The following is a 16358-nucleotide window of genomic DNA, read 5'->3' as shown; positions in this document are numbered from 1 at the left end:
TCAAAGCTCCCTTGCCAGTTTGCGTTTTTCGTTCCAGGCCGTGGCGCTAATGCTGACCAGGATAATGGCGCCGCTGAACACGGTGTGCCAGTAAGAGGAGACGCTGAGCAGCGTCAGGCCATTTTGTAAGAAGGCCAGCAGAACCACGCCGAGCAGGGTTCCGGTCAACGTACCGCGCCCGCCGCTCATGCTGGTTCCGCCGAGTACTACCGCCGCCAGCACCGTCAGCTCAAAGCCGAGCAGCGAATTGGGCGCAACTGACTGGGTGATTTGCGCCTGAACCACGGCGGCAACGCCTGCCAGAATGCCCATGTAGCCATAGACGTAAAAATGCAGCTTCAGCAGATTCAGCCCCAGGCGCGAGGCCGCGTCGCGGTTGCCGCCCATGGCGTAAACCTGACGGCCAAGACGGGTATAGTTCATCAGCACGGCGGTAAAAATGATCACCGCCGCCAGGCACAGCAGGGGGAGGGTCAAACCGTAGTCGTAGCCATCCGCCGCGGTGAACGAGAACCAGTTAATGCCGTTCATAAACCAGTCCGGGAAGCCGTACAGCCAGGTGCCTTTGGTGGCGTAAACCAGCAGACCGTAGTAGACGTTCAGCGTGGCGATGGTAATGATGATTGCCGGAACGCGTAGCCAATAGACCAGAAAACCGTTGATCAGCCCAAGCAGCAGGCCCACCGCAATGGCGATGATTAACGCCAGCGCGAAGTTGCCGCCGTGACCGATAACCCAACTGGCCATTGCATACTGGGCTATCGCGGTCATCGCCGGAAATGAGATGTCGATCCCGCCGGAAATCAGCACCACAAACAGCCCACAGGCCAGGATGCCGAGAATCGCGTAGCTGGTGGCCACATCCGTCAGGTTCCCCAAAGACAAGAACTCGTCGGTGCTGATGCTCAGCCCAACGGCAAGGGCTACAACCAGCAGGCCCAGCCAGAACTCATGTTGCCCGATTAAACGGGAGAGATGCATCTTATTCATTGATTACCTCGACCACTTCAGCAATCTCCTCTTCACGGCATTGATGAGGATTAAATTCCGCCACCAGCTTGCCGCGACGCATTACCAGCACACGGTGGCTGTTGTAATACGCTTCCGGGATTTCATCGCAAATCATCAGCACCGCCATACCTTGTTCAGCCAAATCGCGGGCTATCTGGTAAATACCCTCTTTGTTGGCGATATCCACGCCGACGGTAGGCGAGTCGAGGATCAGGATGCGGGGATTGGTCGCCACCCATTTGGCAATGGCGATACGCTGGGCATTACCGCCGGAAAGGGTTTTGACCGGCAGGTGCGGATCGGACACTTTGATATTCAGTTCGCGGATTAAATCGGCGACCAACTTTTGCGCTTTACGATGATCGAGCAGACCGCTACCGGTGTGCAGTTGATCAAACACCGTGACGATGGTGTTGTCGTAGATCGACTGCTCCATGATCAGCCCCTGCGTCAGGCGATCTTCTGAGACATAGCCGATCCCGTGTTGGATGGCATCATGGTTATTGCGCAGAGTAACCGGCTGACCGTTAATGCGAATCTCGCCGCTTTCCGGGTGCGTCATACCAAACAGGCTCAGACAAAGCTCAGTGCGCCCGGCACCCAGCAGACCAACAATGGAGACGATCTCGCCGCCGTGCAGCGACAGATTAATGTTTTGGTATTTGCCTCTGCGGCTCAGATTGCGCAGCTCAAGCAGCGGCTCTTGCTCAATCGCGGGCCTTTCCGGCAACGGGCTGTAGTGGAAGCGTTGTCCGGTCATCAGGAAGGCCAGCTCGTGGCTGTCGAGTTCGCTGGCAGGGTATGTACCCACCAGTTTGCCGTCGCGCATTACGCTAATGCGGTCAGCCACTTCCATCACCTCATCCAGACGATGGCTGACAAACACGACGCAAATTCCGGCCGCTTTCAGTTCATTAACTACCCGCAGCAGGCCATTAACCTCCTGGCGGGTTAGCGAGGCGGTGGGCTCGTCCATAATCACCAGACGCGCATCGGCGGCAATCGCCCGGCAAATGGCGACCAGCTGTCGATCAGCAATTGAGAGTTTTTCAACTTTTTTATCGGGATCGATATTCACCCCAATACGTTTCATGGCTGCCAGCGCCTGCTGCTTCATGGCGCCGCGACGCACCCAGATATCGCCACCCGGCAGATAGCGGTTGACCGCGATATTTTCTGCGACGCTAAAGTTGGGGAACAACGACAGGTCCTGATAAATAACCTGAATGCCATAATGGGAAGAGAGCTGCGGCGTCAGATGATGGAACAATTTTCCGTCGAGTAAAATCTGCGCGCCTTTTTCCGGATGATAAACCCCGGAGATCACTTTAATAATGGTACTTTTACCACAGCCGTTTTGACCCGCCAGACAGTGAACTTCGCCTTTTCTCAGCGTCAGATTCACGTTATCCAGCGCCAGCACGCCCGGGAATTGTTTGCTGATATTCTCAAGAGTGATAAATGCGGTGGTGTCTGCCATGGACAATACCCCTGCGCGCGTCCGGGGGGACGCTGAGTGTTAGTTTGGTTGATAGCGCCGACCAGACGGTCGGCGTTAAGGTTCCCTGGTGTTGGCTAAAGCCTTAGAAACCAAGTGATTGTGCGTTGTCTTTGGTGACTTCGAGGATCTTGTTAAAGCGGATCACTTTCTTCTCCGTGTCGATATCGGCTTTCCCTAAACCATCGATACTCAGATCGGCGTTCACTTCTTTGCCCTGCAACAGCTGATCGGCAACGGTGACCAGCGCGTAGCCCGCGTCTTTTGGATCCCACAGCAGCGCTTTTTTGATATCACCGCGCATCAGGTAAGGTGCTGCCTGCGCTGGCATGGCGATCCCGACGACGGCGATCTTATCTTTGGCGCGTTTTTTCTGCACAGCCTGACCCGCACCGATTGGACCCAGTGAGCCGAAGCCGATAATGCCCTTCATCTGCGGGTAGGTTTTCATCAGATCCAGCGTTGTGGCGTAGGATTTATCGATGCTTTCCGCGACCGGCAGACGTGAAGTGACTTCGAACATTTCCGGATATTTTTCTTTCTGGTACTTAATTGCATAATCCGCCCACGCGTTATGCAGTGGGACCGTCAGCGAACCAACATAGATGGCATATCCGCCTTTGCCGCCCATATTTTTCGCTAACTCATCGACGTTAGCCTGTGCGTATTTTTCACTATCGATGGTTTCGATATCCCACTGGCCAATTTGCTCATCCGGGGATTCGTGCGTCAACACCACGATGCCTTTATCGCGCGCTTTTTTCAGTACCGGCTCAAGGACCTTGGCATCATTCGGCACCACGATGATCGCATTAACGTTTTTGGCGATCAGATCCTCAATCACTTTCACCTGCTGCGCCGGGTCCGGCGTTGAAGGTCCGGTCTGGTAAGCATTCACATCCAGTTTTTTTGCTGCTTCATTTACGCCGGTTTCCATCCGGTTAAACCATGGGATCCCGGTGACTTTGGCAACCACAGCAATTTCATATTTTTCCGCCGCAAAGGACGTGCCGGACAACATGCATGCAGAAACCAGGGTTGCACTGAGTAATGCGAGTTTGAATTTCATAGTTGTACCTTTCGTAGGGGGCAGGACATGTCACGGCGTGAAGTTAACAATGAATGGAAGAGGGAATGAATCATAAGTTTTGCGAATGTGATCTATGCCCATTTTTGTGAATTTATGGAAATAAAATGGTTAATAATTAGTTAAATTTGCATGGTTTTACATTCAGTCGTTCAAATTAAGTGTTAATTAAATATTAAAATGAAACCATTAATTAACATATCGTTATCATTTGGCTTAAGTTTTGACGCCGAAAAGGTGTTTGGGGGGAATTTCCCGAAGAAGAAATTATCGAAACTGAGAACTGAATCGATACCGGAAAAGGGTGCTCGATATTTTTTCGTTCAATGGTATCCTCAGCACACTTTCGCCAAACCAGGCATCATTATTTGTGGCGGTGTAGATTTTCATCGTGGAGAACTCATGCAAGGCGTTAAACGTATCATTATCACGTTGTTTCTCGCTGTCCTGTCCTTTGGCGCAGGCGCGCATCCCCACAGCTTTATCCATCTGAAAACTGAGATAGTGAGCGAGAATGACCAGTTCGTCGCGCTGAAAATGCGCTGGACGATGGATGAAATTACCTCGGCGGATCTGCTTTACGATGCGGGGAATGCCAAACCTGGTGATGAGATCTGGAAGAAACTGGCGGCGGAAGTGATGGCCAACGTTCTCGGGCAGCACTATTTCACCGAAGTGTGGCACGACGGGAAAAAGGTAAAGTTTAAAAACAGGCCGACGGAATATGGCATGGCGCGGGAGGAACACCAGGCAGTGCTGACGTTCGTTTTGCCGCTGGCCGAAGCTCAGCCGCTGAGTGGTCAAAAATATACCATTTCAACCTTCGACCCGACCTACTACGTTGATATGAGCTATGACAAAGACAGCGACGCCAGGCTGGGGCAGGCCATAAGCCAGAAATGCCGGATTTCAGTACATACGCCGACGCCCAATGAACAAACGCTGAGCTTTGCGCAGTCGCTGGATAAAGAAGACGCACCGCCGGAGGATATGGAGTTGGGTAAACAGTTTGCACAGACGGTAACGCTGCAATGTCAGTAGTTTATCAACAACGTGCAGCCAGACGTCGCTGGCTGACGCTATGGCCGCTGGCTGTCTTTTTGCTGTTGGCGGCAGGCGGCATACTGTGGCTATGGCAGGCCTGGCCGCAGGTGATGATGAAAAGTGTCGTCTGGCAGCGCGACGTTAACCAACAGATGAGCGGGTTGCTGAAAGCAGTTGCTGCCAGGCCGGCCCAGGCCGGGGGATCGCTGCTGCTGTTTAGTTTTCTCTACGGCGTTCTGCATGCGCTGGGGCCGGGACATGGAAAAGTCGTCATTACCACCTGGCTGGCAACGCACCCCTCGAAGCTGAAGTCGAGTATTGGCCTGACGCTAGCCTCATCTTTATTACAGGGGCTGGTCGCCATCGGACTGGTGGTTGTGGTGCTTACCATCTTGCAGTTGCCTGCACGACAGCTACATATGAGTAGTTTCTGGCTGGAGAAAGGGAGTTATGCTCTGGTTGGCGTGTTGGGTGTTTTATTGTGCGTCCGTGCGCTGAAGAAATTGCGCCAGCTGCTGCGCCGTCCAAAATTCACTGCCTTCACGCCGCATCATGTGCATCACGAGGGTTGCGGCTGCGGGCATCAGCATTTGCCCGATCCTGAACAGCTGCAAAATGGTGATGACTGGCGTGCCCGGTTGATGATCGTGCTGTCTATGGGGATGCGCCCGTGCTCGGGGGCCATCATGGTTTTACTGTTCAGCAAAGTGGTTGGCGTGTTTAGCTGGGGTATGGCGTCGGCGCTGGCGATGGCGGCAGGAACATCTTTGACGATTACGTCACTGGCTCTGCTGGTACACAGTTTCCGCTCGCTGGCGGTGAAACTTAGCGGGCATAAAGCGCCGGTATTGTGGCGACAGATTGGCTGGACGACGCTGGCGTTAGCCGGTGGTGCGGTGCTGATTGCTGCTGCGGTAGTGATGTGGATGAGTGCGGTGCCGGTAGGGCGAGGGATAAGACCGTTTTAGCACTGTTGTAGGATGAATGCCTGATGGCGCTTCGCTTATCAGGCCTACGGGGAACTTCCCTGGTAGGCCGGATAAGGCGCTAGCCGCCATCCGGCATCAACGATTAGCGCTTCAGCGCATCGCTCAGTTCGTCACGCATGTTAGCCAGCATGGCTTTCACTACGCGCGGGTTACCTGCAACGATGTTGCCGGTCGCCATGTAGTTATGACCACCGGTAAAGTCGCAAACCAGTGCGCCAGCTTCACGGGCAATCAGCTCACCTGCGGCGAAATCCCACGGGCGCAGGCCAATTTCGAAATAACCGTCAACGCGGGCTGCGGCAACGTAGGCCAGATCCAGCGCAGCAGAACCGGTGCGGCGGAAGTCCGCGCATTCGGTAAACATGTTGCCCAGAATTTTCATGTAAGAAGCGGCGTGCTGTTTGGCTTTGAACGGGAAACCGGTGGCGATGATGGTGCCATCCAGATCGCGGGCGGTGCTGCCACGCAGGCGGTAGCCGTTCAGCTGTGCGCCCTGGCCACGGGTTGCGGTGAACAGTTCGTTACGCATTGGATCGTAAACAACGGCGACTTCAGTACGGCCTTTGATGCGTACTGCGATGGATACCGCGAAGTGCGGCAGACGTTTTACGAAGTTGGTGGTGCCATCCAGTGGATCGATAACCCATTGAACATCCAAATCTTCACCAACATGTTCACCGCTTTCTTCGGTGATGATGGTGTGCTGTGGGTAAGATTTGCGAATCGTTTCGATAATAATCGCTTCGGCGGCTTTATCGACGTTAGTCACGAAATCATTGCTGCCTTTCTGGCTGGTTTCTACAGAGTCTGGGGTTTCGTAGTGTTTGGCAATTACATTACCCGCCTTGCGCGCTGCGCGCACGGCGATGGTCAGCATCGGATGCATCGGTCTCTCTCACTGGATGTTAAAGAACGGGAAAACGGCGCAGAGTATAGCAGCGAGTTCGGAATATGTCTTCGTTTTATGATAATATGCCCGAATAATCTTTAGCCGAAGAAATACAATGCTGCAAAATATTCGAATCGTGCTGGTGGAAACCTCTCACACTGGCAACATGGGCTCTGTAGCCCGCGCAATGAAAACCATGGGTTTAACCAATCTGTGGCTGGTAAATCCACTGGTTAAACCGGACTCCCAGGCCATCGCCCTGGCAGCGGGTGCCAGTGATGTGATCGGCAGCGCGCAGATCGTCGATACGCTCGATGAAGCGCTGGCGGGCTGTAGCCTGGTGGTAGGCACCAGTGCGCGTTCCCGCACGCTGCCGTGGCCGATGCTGGATCCGCGTGAATGCGGTTTAAAAAGTGTCTCTGAAGCGACGAACTCGCCGGTGGCGCTGGTCTTTGGTCGTGAACGTGTTGGTCTGACCAACGAAGAGCTACAGAAGTGCCATTATCACGTCGCCATTGCTGCGAACCCGGAATACAGTTCGCTCAACCTGGCGATGGCAGTGCAGGTCATCTCTTATGAAGTGCGCATGGCCTGGCTGGCGATGCAGGAAAGCGACAAGACCGTAGATTACGAAGAAGCAGAGTATCCGCTGGTCGATGATTTAGAGCGTTTTTACGGTCATCTGGAGCAAACGCTGCTATCGACCGGGTTTATCCGCGAAGGGCACCCGGGGCAGGTGATGAATAAGCTGCGCCGTCTGTTTACCCGTGCGCGTCCAGAGAGCCAGGAGTTGAACATCCTGCGCGGGATTTTAGCTTCAATCGAGCAGCAGAATAAAAGCAAGTAACTGTACGAATGCCGGATGCGCTTCGTTTATCCGGCCTACAGGCCGCACGATTTGCAGGCCGGATAAACGAAGCGCATCCGGCAAGTGAAAATGGCACTGAAGGTTAAATACCTGACTAAATTAGTCAAGTAAATAGTTGACTGATTTAGTCGGGAATGTCAGACTTGCCCCTGCTATGCAATACCCCCATTTTACAATAAAAAACCCCGGGCAGGGGCGAGTTTGAGGCTAAGTAAGACATGAGACTGACATCAAAAGGGCGTTATGCCGTGACCGCAATGTTGGACGTTGCGCTCAACTCCGAAACGGGCCCGGTACCGTTGGCTGATATTTCTGAACGTCAGGGAATTTCCCTGTCATATCTGGAGCAGCTGTTTTCCCGTTTGCGTAAAAACGGTCTGGTTTCCAGCGTACGTGGACCAGGCGGCGGGTATCTGCTGGGTAAAGATGCCGGCAGCATCGCAGTAGGTGAAGTGATTAGCGCTGTTGACGAGTCTGTAGATGCGACCCGTTGCCAGGGCAAAGGCGGTTGTCAGGGCGGCGATAAATGCCTGACCCACGCGCTGTGGCGCGATCTGAGCGATCGTCTGACCGGTTTCCTCAACAACATTACGTTGGGCGAACTGGTAAATAATCAGGAAGTCCTGGATGTGTCTGGTCGCCAGCATACCCATGACGCTCCACGCACTAATCGTGCTCAAGACGCGATCGACGTTAAGTTACGCGCATAATAAAAGTATTTTAGAATCAGGCCGGGGTGCTACACACCCCGTTAACTCGGTCGTACATCCAGCCGGTTGCCTGATTCCTTGCATTGAAGCGATGTACGGAGTTTATAGAGCAATGAAATTACCGATCTATCTCGACTACTCCGCAACCACGCCGGTGGACCCGCGTGTTGCCGAGAAAATGATGCAGTGTCTGACCCTGGACGGAAACTTTGGTAACCCAGCGTCTCGTTCACACCGTTTCGGCTGGCAGGCTGAAGAGGCGGTAGATATCGCCCGTAACCAGATTGCCGACCTCGTGGGCGCTGACCCGCGTGAAATCGTATTTACTTCCGGTGCGACTGAATCCGATAACCTGGCGATTAAAGGTGCAGCCAACTTTTATCAGAAAAAAGGCAAGCACATCATCACCAGCAAAACCGAACACAAAGCCGTGCTGGATACCTGTCGTCAGCTGGAGCGTGAAGGGTTTGAAGTTACCTACCTCGCCCCGCAGCGTAACGGCATTATCGACCTGAAAGAACTTGAAGCGGCAATGCGTGACGACACCATCCTCGTGTCCATCATGCACGTGAACAACGAAATCGGCGTGGTGCAGGATATCGCGACTATCGGCGAAATGTGCCGTGCTCGCGGCATCATCTATCACGTTGATGCGACCCAGAGCGTGGGCAAACTGCCTATCGATCTGAGCCAACTGAAAGTTGACCTGATGTCCTTCTCCGGCCACAAAATCTATGGTCCGAAAGGTATCGGCGCGCTGTACGTTCGTCGTAAACCGCGTATTCGTATTGAAGCGCAGATGCACGGCGGCGGTCACGAGCGCGGTATGCGTTCCGGTACGCTGCCTGTGCACCAGATCGTCGGCATGGGTGAAGCATACCGTATCGCTAAAGAAGAGATGGAAACCGAGATGGCGCGCCTGCGCAGTCTGCGTAACCGTCTGTGGAACGGCGTGAAAGATATGGAAGAGGTGTACCTCAACGGTGACCTCGAGCAGGGCGCACCGAACATTCTCAACGTCAGCTTCAACTTTGTTGAAGGCGAGTCGCTGATTATGGCGCTGAAAGACCTGGCTGTATCCTCCGGTTCTGCATGTACTTCTGCAAGCCTGGAGCCATCCTACGTGCTGCGCGCGCTGGGGATGACCGACGAGCTGGCACACAGCTCAATTCGTTTCTCTTTAGGTCGTTTCACTACCGAAGAAGAGATTGACTATGCCATCAATCTGGTTCGCAACTCCATTGGCCGTCTGCGCGACCTTTCTCCACTGTGGGAAATGTTCAAACAGGGTGTGGATCTGAACAGCATTGAATGGTCACATCACTAATTCGGCACCGATAAGGAGAATTCAACATGGCTTACAGCGAAAAAGTTATCGATCATTACGAGAATCCACGTAACGTGGGCTCTTTTGACAACAGCGACGAGAACGTGGGTAGCGGCATGGTCGGTGCACCAGCCTGTGGCGACGTGATGAAGTTGCAGATCAAAGTCAACAATGAGGGTATCATTGAAGACGCGCGTTTCAAGACTTACGGCTGCGGTTCCGCTATTGCTTCCAGCTCTCTGGTTACCGAATGGGTAAAAGGGAAATCTCTGGACGAAGCACAGGCGATTAAAAACACCGATATCGCCGACGAGCTTGAACTGCCACCGGTGAAAATTCACTGCTCTATTCTGGCTGAAGACGCGATTAAAGCCGCGATTGCGGATTACAAAAGCAAACGTGAAGCAAAATAATTAAGAGTTGAGGTTTTATTATGTCGATTACCTTAAGCGACAGTGCAGCAGCGCGTGTAAATACCTTCCTGGCAAACCGCGGTAAAGGGTTTGGTCTGCGTCTGGGCGTGAGAACCTCCGGCTGCTCAGGTATGGCCTATGTACTGGAATTTGTTGACGAGCCGGCGGCTGAAGATACCGTGTTTGAAGACAAAGGCGTAAAAGTCGTGATCGACGGTAAGAGCCTGCAATTCCTCGACGGTACGCAGTTAGACTTCGTCAAAGAAGGTCTGAACGAAGGGTTTAAGTTCACTAACCCGAACGTGAAAGACGAATGTGGATGCGGCGAAAGCTTCCACGTGTAACGCGCTTACTGATAACCCCACCGTGGTCGCCTGCGCGTGGGGTTTGTTTTACCTGACTCTCTGGTTTTGCCTCATCGAACAACAGAGAATCGATGCCCTGAGAATGTTATGGACTACTTCACCCTCTTTGGCTTACCGGCCCGTTATCAGCTCGATACTCAGGCGCTGAGCCTACGTTTTCAGGATCTACAACGTCAGTATCATCCTGATAAATTCGCCAGCGGTTCCCAGGCGGAACAACTTGCTGCGGTTTCGCAGTCCGCCACTATCAACCAGGCCTGGCAAACGCTGCGTCATCCTTTGATGCGCGCCGAATACTTATTGTCTTTACACGGTTTTGATATCCGCAGCGAGCAGCACACGGTGCGCGATACCGCGTTCCTGATGGAGCAACTTGAGCTGCGTGAAGAGCTGGACGAGATTGAACAGGCAAAAGACAGTCAACGTTTAGATGCGTTTATGAAACGCGTCAGCGAAATGTATAACGTTCGCCATCAACTGATGGTGGAACAGCTGGATAGCGAGACGTGGGACGCAGCGGCAGATACCGTGCGTAAGCTGCGTTTTCTCGATAAACTGCGAAGCAGTGCAGAACAACTCGAAGAAAAACTGCTCGATTTTTAATTTCCGGAAGCGAAAATGGCCTTATTACAAATTAGTGAGCCTGGTCTGAGCGCCGCGCCGCACCAGCGTCGTCTGGCGGTAGGTATCGATTTAGGCACCACCAACTCCCTGGTTGCTACCGTACGCAGCGGCCAGGCCGAAACGCTGGCAGACCATGAAGGTCGCCACCTGTTGCCGTCAGTGGTTCACTATCAGCAGCAGGGCTACTCTGTCGGTTACGATGCCCGCGCCAATGCAGCGTTGGATACGGCAAACACCGTTAGCTCGGTAAAACGCATGATGGGCCGCTCTCTGGCGGATATCCAGGCGCGTTACCCGCATCTGCCATATACGTTCCAGGCGAGCGAAAACGGTCTGCCGATGATTGAAACCGCTGCCGGTTTGCTTAATCCGGTGCGCGTCTCCGCTGATATTCTGAAAGCGCTGGCCGCGCGGGCTACCGAATCGCTGTCCGGCGAACTGGACGGCGTGGTAATCACCGTTCCGGCTTACTTTGACGATGCACAGCGTCAGGGGACCAAAGACGCCGCGCGTCTGGCGGGCCTGCACGTATTGCGTCTGCTGAACGAACCGACCGCAGCGGCGATCGCGTATGGTCTGGACTCCGGTCAGGAAGGCGTGATCGCAGTCTACGATCTTGGCGGCGGTACGTTTGATATTTCTATTCTGCGCCTGAGCCGTGGCGTGTTTGAAGTGCTGGCGACCGGTGGTGATTCCGCGCTCGGCGGCGACGATTTTGACCATCTGCTGGCCGATTACATTCGCGAGCAGGCGGGCGTGGCCGATCGCAGCGATAACCGCGTACAGCGTGAACTGCTGGATGCCGCGATTGCAGCGAAAATCGCACTTAGCGACGCTGATTCTGTAACGGTTAACGTGGCAGGATGGCAGGGTGAAATCACCCGTGAAACCTTTAATGAACTCATTTCCGCACTGATCAAGCGTACGCTGCTGGCCTGCCGTCGCGCGCTGAAAGATGCGGGCGTGGAGCCGCAAGATGTGCTGGAAGTGGTGATGGTTGGCGGTTCAACGCGCGTGCCTCTGGTACGTGAACGCGTCGGTGAATTTTTTGGCCGCACGCCGCTGACCTCTATTGACCCGGACAAAGTGGTCGCTATCGGTGCGGCAATCCAGGCGGATATTCTCGTCGGAAATAAACCGGACAGCGAAATGCTGCTGCTGGACGTTATCCCGCTGTCTCTGGGACTGGAAACCATGGGCGGTCTGGTGGAGAAAGTGATCCCGCGTAACACCACTATCCCAGTGGCGCGCGCGCAGGACTTTACCACCTTTAAAGATGGCCAAACCGCGATGTCCATTCACGTGATGCAGGGCGAGCGTGAGCTGGTGCAGGACTGTCGTTCACTGGCGCGTTTTGCGCTGCGCGGCATCCCGGCATTGCCGGCAGGCGGCGCACATATCCGCGTGACCTTCCAGGTGGATGCCGATGGGCTGCTGAGCGTCACCGCCATGGAGAAATCCACAGGCGTTGAGTCCTCAATCCAGGTTAAACCGTCCTACGGTCTGACCGACAGTGAAATCGCCTCCATGATTCAGGATTCGATGAGTTTTGCCGAGCAGGACGTTAAAGCCCGTATGCTGGCAGAACAGAAAGTCGAAGCGGCACGCGTACTGGAGAGTTTAACCGGTGCGCTGAACGCTGATGCCGCGCTGTTAAGCGCCGCAGAACGTCAGGCTATCGACACCGCCGCCGCGCACTTGAGCGAGGTTGCACAGGGTGACGATGTTGACGCGATAGAACAAGCCATTAAAAACGTAGACAAACAAACCCAGGAATTCGCCGCTCGCCGCATGGACAAATCTGTCCGTAGTGCGCTGAAAGGCCATTCCGTGGACGAGGTTTAATATGCCAAAGATTGTTATTTTGCCTCATCAGGATCTCTGTCCCGATGGCGCAGTTCTGGAAGCTGAGACCGGCGAAACCATTCTCGACGTTGCCCTGCGTAACGGGATCGAGATTGAACACGCCTGTGAAAAATCCTGTGCCTGCACTACCTGCCACTGCATCGTGCGTGAAGGTTTTGATTCTTTGCCGGAAAGCACAGAAGAAGAAGACGACATGCTGGATAAAGCCTGGGGACTGGAGCCGGAGAGCCGTTTAAGCTGTCAGGCGCGGGTAACCGAGGACGATTTAGTGGTCGAAATCCCACGTTACACAATCAATCATGCGCGTGAGCATTAACAGAGGGTAGTATGGGACTGAAGTGGACCGATAGCCGCGAAATCGGCGAGGCGCTGTATGACGCTTTCCCCGATCTCGATCCCAAGACCGTTCGTTTCACCGATCTGCACCAGTGGATCTGTGACCTGGAAGAGTTCGATGATGATCCTCATGCATCGAACGAAAAAATCCTTGAGGCCATTTTGCTGGTCTGGCTGGACGAAGCCGAATAAGTCAACGGGCTGCCCACGGGTGGCCCGTTTTCCTGTATGCGCGAAAATAAGGATAAATAAAATGACAGAAGCCATGAAAATTACGCTTTCCACGCAACCCGCCGATGCCCGCTGGGGTGAAAAGGCGACATACAGCATTAATAATGACGGCATTACCCTGCACCTGAACGGAAAAGATGACCTCGGCCTTATCCAGCGTGCCGCGCGTAAAATCGACGGCCTGGGTATTAAACACGTTCAACTGGACGGTGAAGGCTGGGATACCGAACGTAGCTGGGCGTTCTGGCAGGGCTACAAGGGACCAAAAGGCACCCGCAAAGTTGAGTGGGCCGCTCTGGACGAAGCGCAGCGCAAAGAGCTGGATAGCCGTCTGAAGATTATTGACTGGGTGCGCGATACCATTAATGCCCCGGCAGAAGAGCTGGGCCCGGAACAGCTGGCGCAGCGCGCTGTTGATCTGCTGTGCTCCGTCGCGTGCGATAACGTCTCTTACCGCATCACCAAAGGTGAAGATCTGCGCGAGCAGAACTACATGGGCCTGCATACCGTGGGTCGCGGATCTGAACGTCCTCCAGTGCTGCTGGCGCTGGACTACAACCCAACAGGCGACAAAGAAGCCCCGGTTTATGCCTGCCTGGTTGGTAAGGGAATTACTTTTGATTCCGGTGGTTACAGCATCAAGCAAAGCGCATTTATGGACTCAATGAAGTCCGACATGGGCGGTGCGGCAACGGTCACCGGCGCGTTGGCATTTGCCATCACCCGTGGTCTGAACAAGCGCGTGAAGCTGTATCTGTGCTGCGCGGATAACCTGATTAGCGGCAACGCCTTTAAGCTCGGCGACATTATTCACTATCGCAACGGTAAAAAAGTTGAAGTGATGAATACCGATGCCGAAGGACGTCTGGTGCTGGCCGATGGCCTGATCGATGCCAGCGCGCAGAAACCGGAACTGATCATTGATGCTGCCACGCTGACCGGCGCGGCGAAAACCGCGCTGGGCAACGATTACCACGCGCTGTTTAGCTTTGATGATCAGCTGGCTGCTCGCCTGCTGGCAAGTGCGGCGCAAGAAAACGAACCGTTCTGGCGTCTGCCGTTGGCAGAGTTTCACCGTAGCCAGTTGCCGTCGAACTTTGCCGAACTGAATAACACCGGTAGCGCGGCTTACCCGGCTGGCGCAAGCACCGCGGCGGGCTTCCTGTCCCATTTCGTGGAAAACTACCAGCAGGGCTGGCTGCATATCGACTGCTCCGCAACCTATCGCAAAGCGCCGGTTGAGCAGTGGTCTGCGGGCGCAACCGGTCTGGGTGTGCGCACGATTGCGAATCTGCTGACCGCATAATTTATTACTGTATTGCCGGATGGCGCTACGCTTATCCGGCCTACATGTATTCATCCAATTTGTGATACTTATGTCCGAAACAAAAAACGAATTAGAAACATTGCTGGAACAAGCGGCAACAGAGCCTGCGCATCGTCCGGCATTTTTTCGTACTTTACTGGAATCCACAGTCTGGGTGCCGGGTACTGCCGCAGAAGGCGAGGCGGTGGTTGAAGACTGCGCTCTCGACCTGCAGCACTGGGAAAAAGAAGACGGCACGACCGTGATCCCGTTCTTCACTTCTCTGGAAGCCCTGCAGCAGGCGGTGGAAGATGAGCAAGCATTTGTCGTTATGCCGGTGCGTACGTTGTTTGAAATGACGCTCGGCGAAACGCTCTTTCTCAACGCGAAACTGCCGACCGGCAAAGAATTTATGCCGCGTGAAATCAGCCTGCTGATGGGGGAAGAGGGGAATCCGCTCAGCACCCAGGAAGTACTGGAAGGCGGTGAATCGCTGATCCTCTCTGAAGTCGCTGAACCTCCGGCGCAGATGATTGACTCGCTGACTACGCTGTTTAAAACCATTAAGCCGGTAAAACGCGCGTTTCTCTGCTCAATCAAAGAAAGCGCGGAAGCCCAGCCGAATCTGCTGATTGGTATTGAAGCGGAAGGGGATATTGAAGAGATCATCCACGCTGCTGGCAGCGTCGCGACCGATACGCTGCCGGGCGATGAACCTATTGATATCTGCCAGGTGAAGAAGGGTGAGAAGGGCGTGAGCCACTTTATCACTGAGCATATCGCACCGTTCTACGAACGCCGCTGGGGCGGTTTCCTGCGCGACTTTAAACAGAACCGGATTATCTAAATTGTAGGCCGGATAAGCGTAGCGCTATCCGGCTTTTCCAGCTTTATAATTGCGGTTCTACCGGTAAATCGTTGCGCGCTCCCCATTCGCTCCATGCGCCGTCATACAATGCGACGTCAGAAACGCCCAGCGTGGCAAGTGCCAGCACGACGACGGCAGCCGTTACGCCGGAGCCGCAGCTGGCGATAATAGGGCGGTCAAAGCTCACGCCGTGGCTGAAGAAAATAGCATCCAGCTCATCGGTGGTTTTCAGTTCGCCGTCACGAACCAATTCTGTCCACGGTACGTTAAGCGCACCCGGCACATGACCACGTTTCAGACCAGGACGCGGCTCGTCAACTTCGCCATTAAAACGCGCAGCCGGACGGGCATCGACGATCTGCGCCGTTTTTTCATGACTGGCCAGCAGTACATCGGTAACGCGCACAACTGCGTCAGGCGTAAAGGCCACGTTAAATTCACCTTCAGGTAAATCCTCATCGCCTTCCTTGAGCATTAACTCATCGCGCTTCCAGCCTGCCAGACCGCCTGCCAGAATGGAGACATTTTCGACGCCAAATGTCCGCAGCATCCACCATGCGCGTGGCGCGGAAAACAGATTACCGTCATCGTAGATAACCAGATGCTTATCCTGATTAACGCCCAGCTCGCGCATCGCAACGGCAAAGGCTTCGGGGCGTGGCATCATATGCGGTAGCGGTGAGGTATGATCGGAAAGCGCTTCAATATCAAAAAATACTGCGCCAGGAATATGGCCCGCACGATACTCCTCGCCAACATCGCGATCTTCCTGTCCTGGAGGTGCCATCCGGGCATCAAGAATTTGTATTTCCGGGTCGTCAATGTGTTCGGCAAGCCAGTCGGCAGCGACAAAGAAGGCGGTGGTCATAGGCATCTCCATTTTTACCAGGTTTTGGCAAATTGTCGGATGTTTACCGTAAAGCGAC

Annotated in this window: 18 protein-coding genes; 13 read left to right on the top strand and 5 right to left on the bottom strand. The window is 54.1% G+C overall.

The features are described from left to right. The 3 genes from OGX96_RS09965 to OGX96_RS09955 all read right to left on the bottom strand — a co-directional run bounded on the left by OGX96_RS09965 (position 1) and on the right by OGX96_RS09955 (position 3578). Positions 1 to 990: an ABC transporter permease gene (locus OGX96_RS09965; RefSeq protein WP_008785467.1), complete on the bottom strand. Its 990-nt coding sequence runs from the start codon at positions 988 to 990 to the stop codon at positions 1 to 3. Beyond that, the gene (locus OGX96_RS09960; RefSeq protein ID WP_008785466.1) at positions 983 to 2491 is read right to left on the bottom strand and encodes a sugar ABC transporter ATP-binding protein; all 1509 of its coding nucleotides are present in this window, start codon (positions 2489 to 2491) and stop codon (positions 983 to 985) included. Before OGX96_RS09960 ends, OGX96_RS09965 begins: the two co-directional genes overlap by 8 nt. A gap of 103 nt (positions 2492 to 2594) precedes the next feature. Further along, on the bottom strand, positions 2595 to 3578 hold the full coding sequence (locus OGX96_RS09955) for an autoinducer 2 ABC transporter substrate-binding protein (protein WP_003037665.1): 984 nt from the start codon (positions 3576 to 3578) through the stop codon (positions 2595 to 2597). A 420-nt stretch (positions 3579 to 3998) separates the two neighbouring features. Here OGX96_RS09955 and OGX96_RS09950 point away from each other — a divergent pair, with 420 nt between their 5' ends. Both OGX96_RS09950 and OGX96_RS09945 read left to right on the top strand, forming a co-directional pair. Next, entirely contained in the window at positions 3999 to 4637 is a 639-nt protein-coding gene (locus tag OGX96_RS09950; RefSeq protein WP_032944224.1) for a DUF1007 family protein, read from the top strand. Next, on the top strand, positions 4628 to 5608 hold the full coding sequence (locus OGX96_RS09945) for a nickel/cobalt transporter (protein ID WP_048234728.1): 981 nt from the start codon (positions 4628 to 4630) through the stop codon (positions 5606 to 5608). The genes OGX96_RS09950 and OGX96_RS09945 overlap by 10 nt, the downstream gene beginning before the upstream one ends. A 103-nt stretch (positions 5609 to 5711) precedes the next feature. On the opposite strand, the gene suhB is transcribed toward OGX96_RS09945, so the two are convergent. Then, entirely contained in the window at positions 5712 to 6515 is an 804-nt protein-coding gene (gene suhB / locus OGX96_RS09940; protein ID WP_003835237.1) for an inositol-1-monophosphatase, read from the bottom strand. A gap of 118 nt (positions 6516 to 6633) precedes the next feature. Here suhB and trmJ point away from each other — a divergent pair, with 118 nt between their 5' ends. The 11 genes from trmJ to sseB all read left to right on the top strand — a co-directional run bounded on the left by trmJ (position 6634) and on the right by sseB (position 15411). Next, complete coding sequence (trmJ, locus tag OGX96_RS09935; RefSeq protein ID WP_153687424.1) at positions 6634 to 7365, top strand: tRNA (cytosine(32)/uridine(32)-2'-O)-methyltransferase TrmJ; 732 nt, start codon at positions 6634 to 6636, stop codon at positions 7363 to 7365. A gap of 239 nt (positions 7366 to 7604) precedes the next feature. Beyond that, a complete protein-coding gene (iscR, locus tag OGX96_RS09930) occupies positions 7605 to 8096 on the top strand; it encodes a Fe-S cluster assembly transcriptional regulator IscR (RefSeq protein WP_003037674.1) in 492 nt (163 codons plus the stop codon). Between the two features lie 112 nt (positions 8097 to 8208). After that, complete coding sequence (gene iscS, locus OGX96_RS09925) at positions 8209 to 9423, top strand: cysteine desulfurase (protein WP_003835233.1); 1215 nt, start codon at positions 8209 to 8211, stop codon at positions 9421 to 9423. 26 nt (positions 9424 to 9449) lie between these two features. Next, positions 9450 to 9836 (top strand): Fe-S cluster assembly scaffold IscU, encoded by a 387-nt coding sequence (gene iscU / locus OGX96_RS09920; RefSeq protein ID WP_002913991.1) that lies wholly within the window; start codon positions 9450 to 9452, stop codon positions 9834 to 9836. A gap of 20 nt (positions 9837 to 9856) precedes the next feature. Next, a complete protein-coding gene (gene iscA, locus OGX96_RS09915) occupies positions 9857 to 10180 on the top strand; it encodes an iron-sulfur cluster assembly protein IscA (protein WP_003835203.1) in 324 nt (107 codons plus the stop codon). 108 nt (positions 10181 to 10288) lie between these two features. Further along, complete coding sequence (gene hscB / locus OGX96_RS09910; protein ID WP_003835201.1) at positions 10289 to 10804, top strand: co-chaperone HscB; 516 nt, start codon at positions 10289 to 10291, stop codon at positions 10802 to 10804. 15 nt (positions 10805 to 10819) lie between these two features. Next, positions 10820 to 12670 (top strand): Fe-S protein assembly chaperone HscA, encoded by a 1851-nt coding sequence (gene hscA / locus OGX96_RS09905; RefSeq protein WP_286582893.1) that lies wholly within the window; start codon positions 10820 to 10822, stop codon positions 12668 to 12670. A 1-nt stretch (position 12671) separates the two neighbouring features. Next, on the top strand, positions 12672 to 13007 hold the full coding sequence (fdx, locus tag OGX96_RS09900) for an ISC system 2Fe-2S type ferredoxin (RefSeq protein WP_003037690.1): 336 nt from the start codon (positions 12672 to 12674) through the stop codon (positions 13005 to 13007). An 11-nt stretch (positions 13008 to 13018) separates the two neighbouring features. Beyond that, positions 13019 to 13219, top strand: a complete 201-nt coding sequence (gene iscX, locus OGX96_RS09895; protein WP_198802810.1) for a Fe-S cluster assembly protein IscX — start codon at positions 13019 to 13021, stop codon at positions 13217 to 13219. Between the two features lie 61 nt (positions 13220 to 13280). Then, positions 13281 to 14564 carry an aminopeptidase PepB gene (gene pepB / locus OGX96_RS09890; RefSeq protein ID WP_008785461.1) on the top strand — a complete coding sequence of 428 codons (1284 nt, stop codon included), beginning with the start codon at positions 13281 to 13283 and terminating at the stop codon, positions 14562 to 14564. Between the two features lie 70 nt (positions 14565 to 14634). Further along, on the top strand, positions 14635 to 15411 hold the full coding sequence (sseB, locus tag OGX96_RS09885) for an enhanced serine sensitivity protein SseB (RefSeq protein WP_198802808.1): 777 nt from the start codon (positions 14635 to 14637) through the stop codon (positions 15409 to 15411). Positions 15412 to 15454: 43 nt separating this feature from the next. Here sseB and sseA read toward each other — a convergent pair whose 3' ends face one another. Next, a complete protein-coding gene (sseA, locus tag OGX96_RS09880; protein WP_048234730.1) occupies positions 15455 to 16300 on the bottom strand; it encodes a 3-mercaptopyruvate sulfurtransferase in 846 nt (281 codons plus the stop codon). Positions 16301 to 16358 lie beyond the last annotated feature (58 nt).

It is taken from the genome of Citrobacter sp. Cpo100, from assembly GCF_030332595.1.
GTDB lineage: Bacteria > Pseudomonadota > Gammaproteobacteria > Enterobacterales > Enterobacteriaceae > Citrobacter > Citrobacter portucalensis.
The sequence above is the reverse complement of the archived record's forward strand: the minus strand, read 5'-3'. Positions and strand labels throughout refer to the sequence as shown.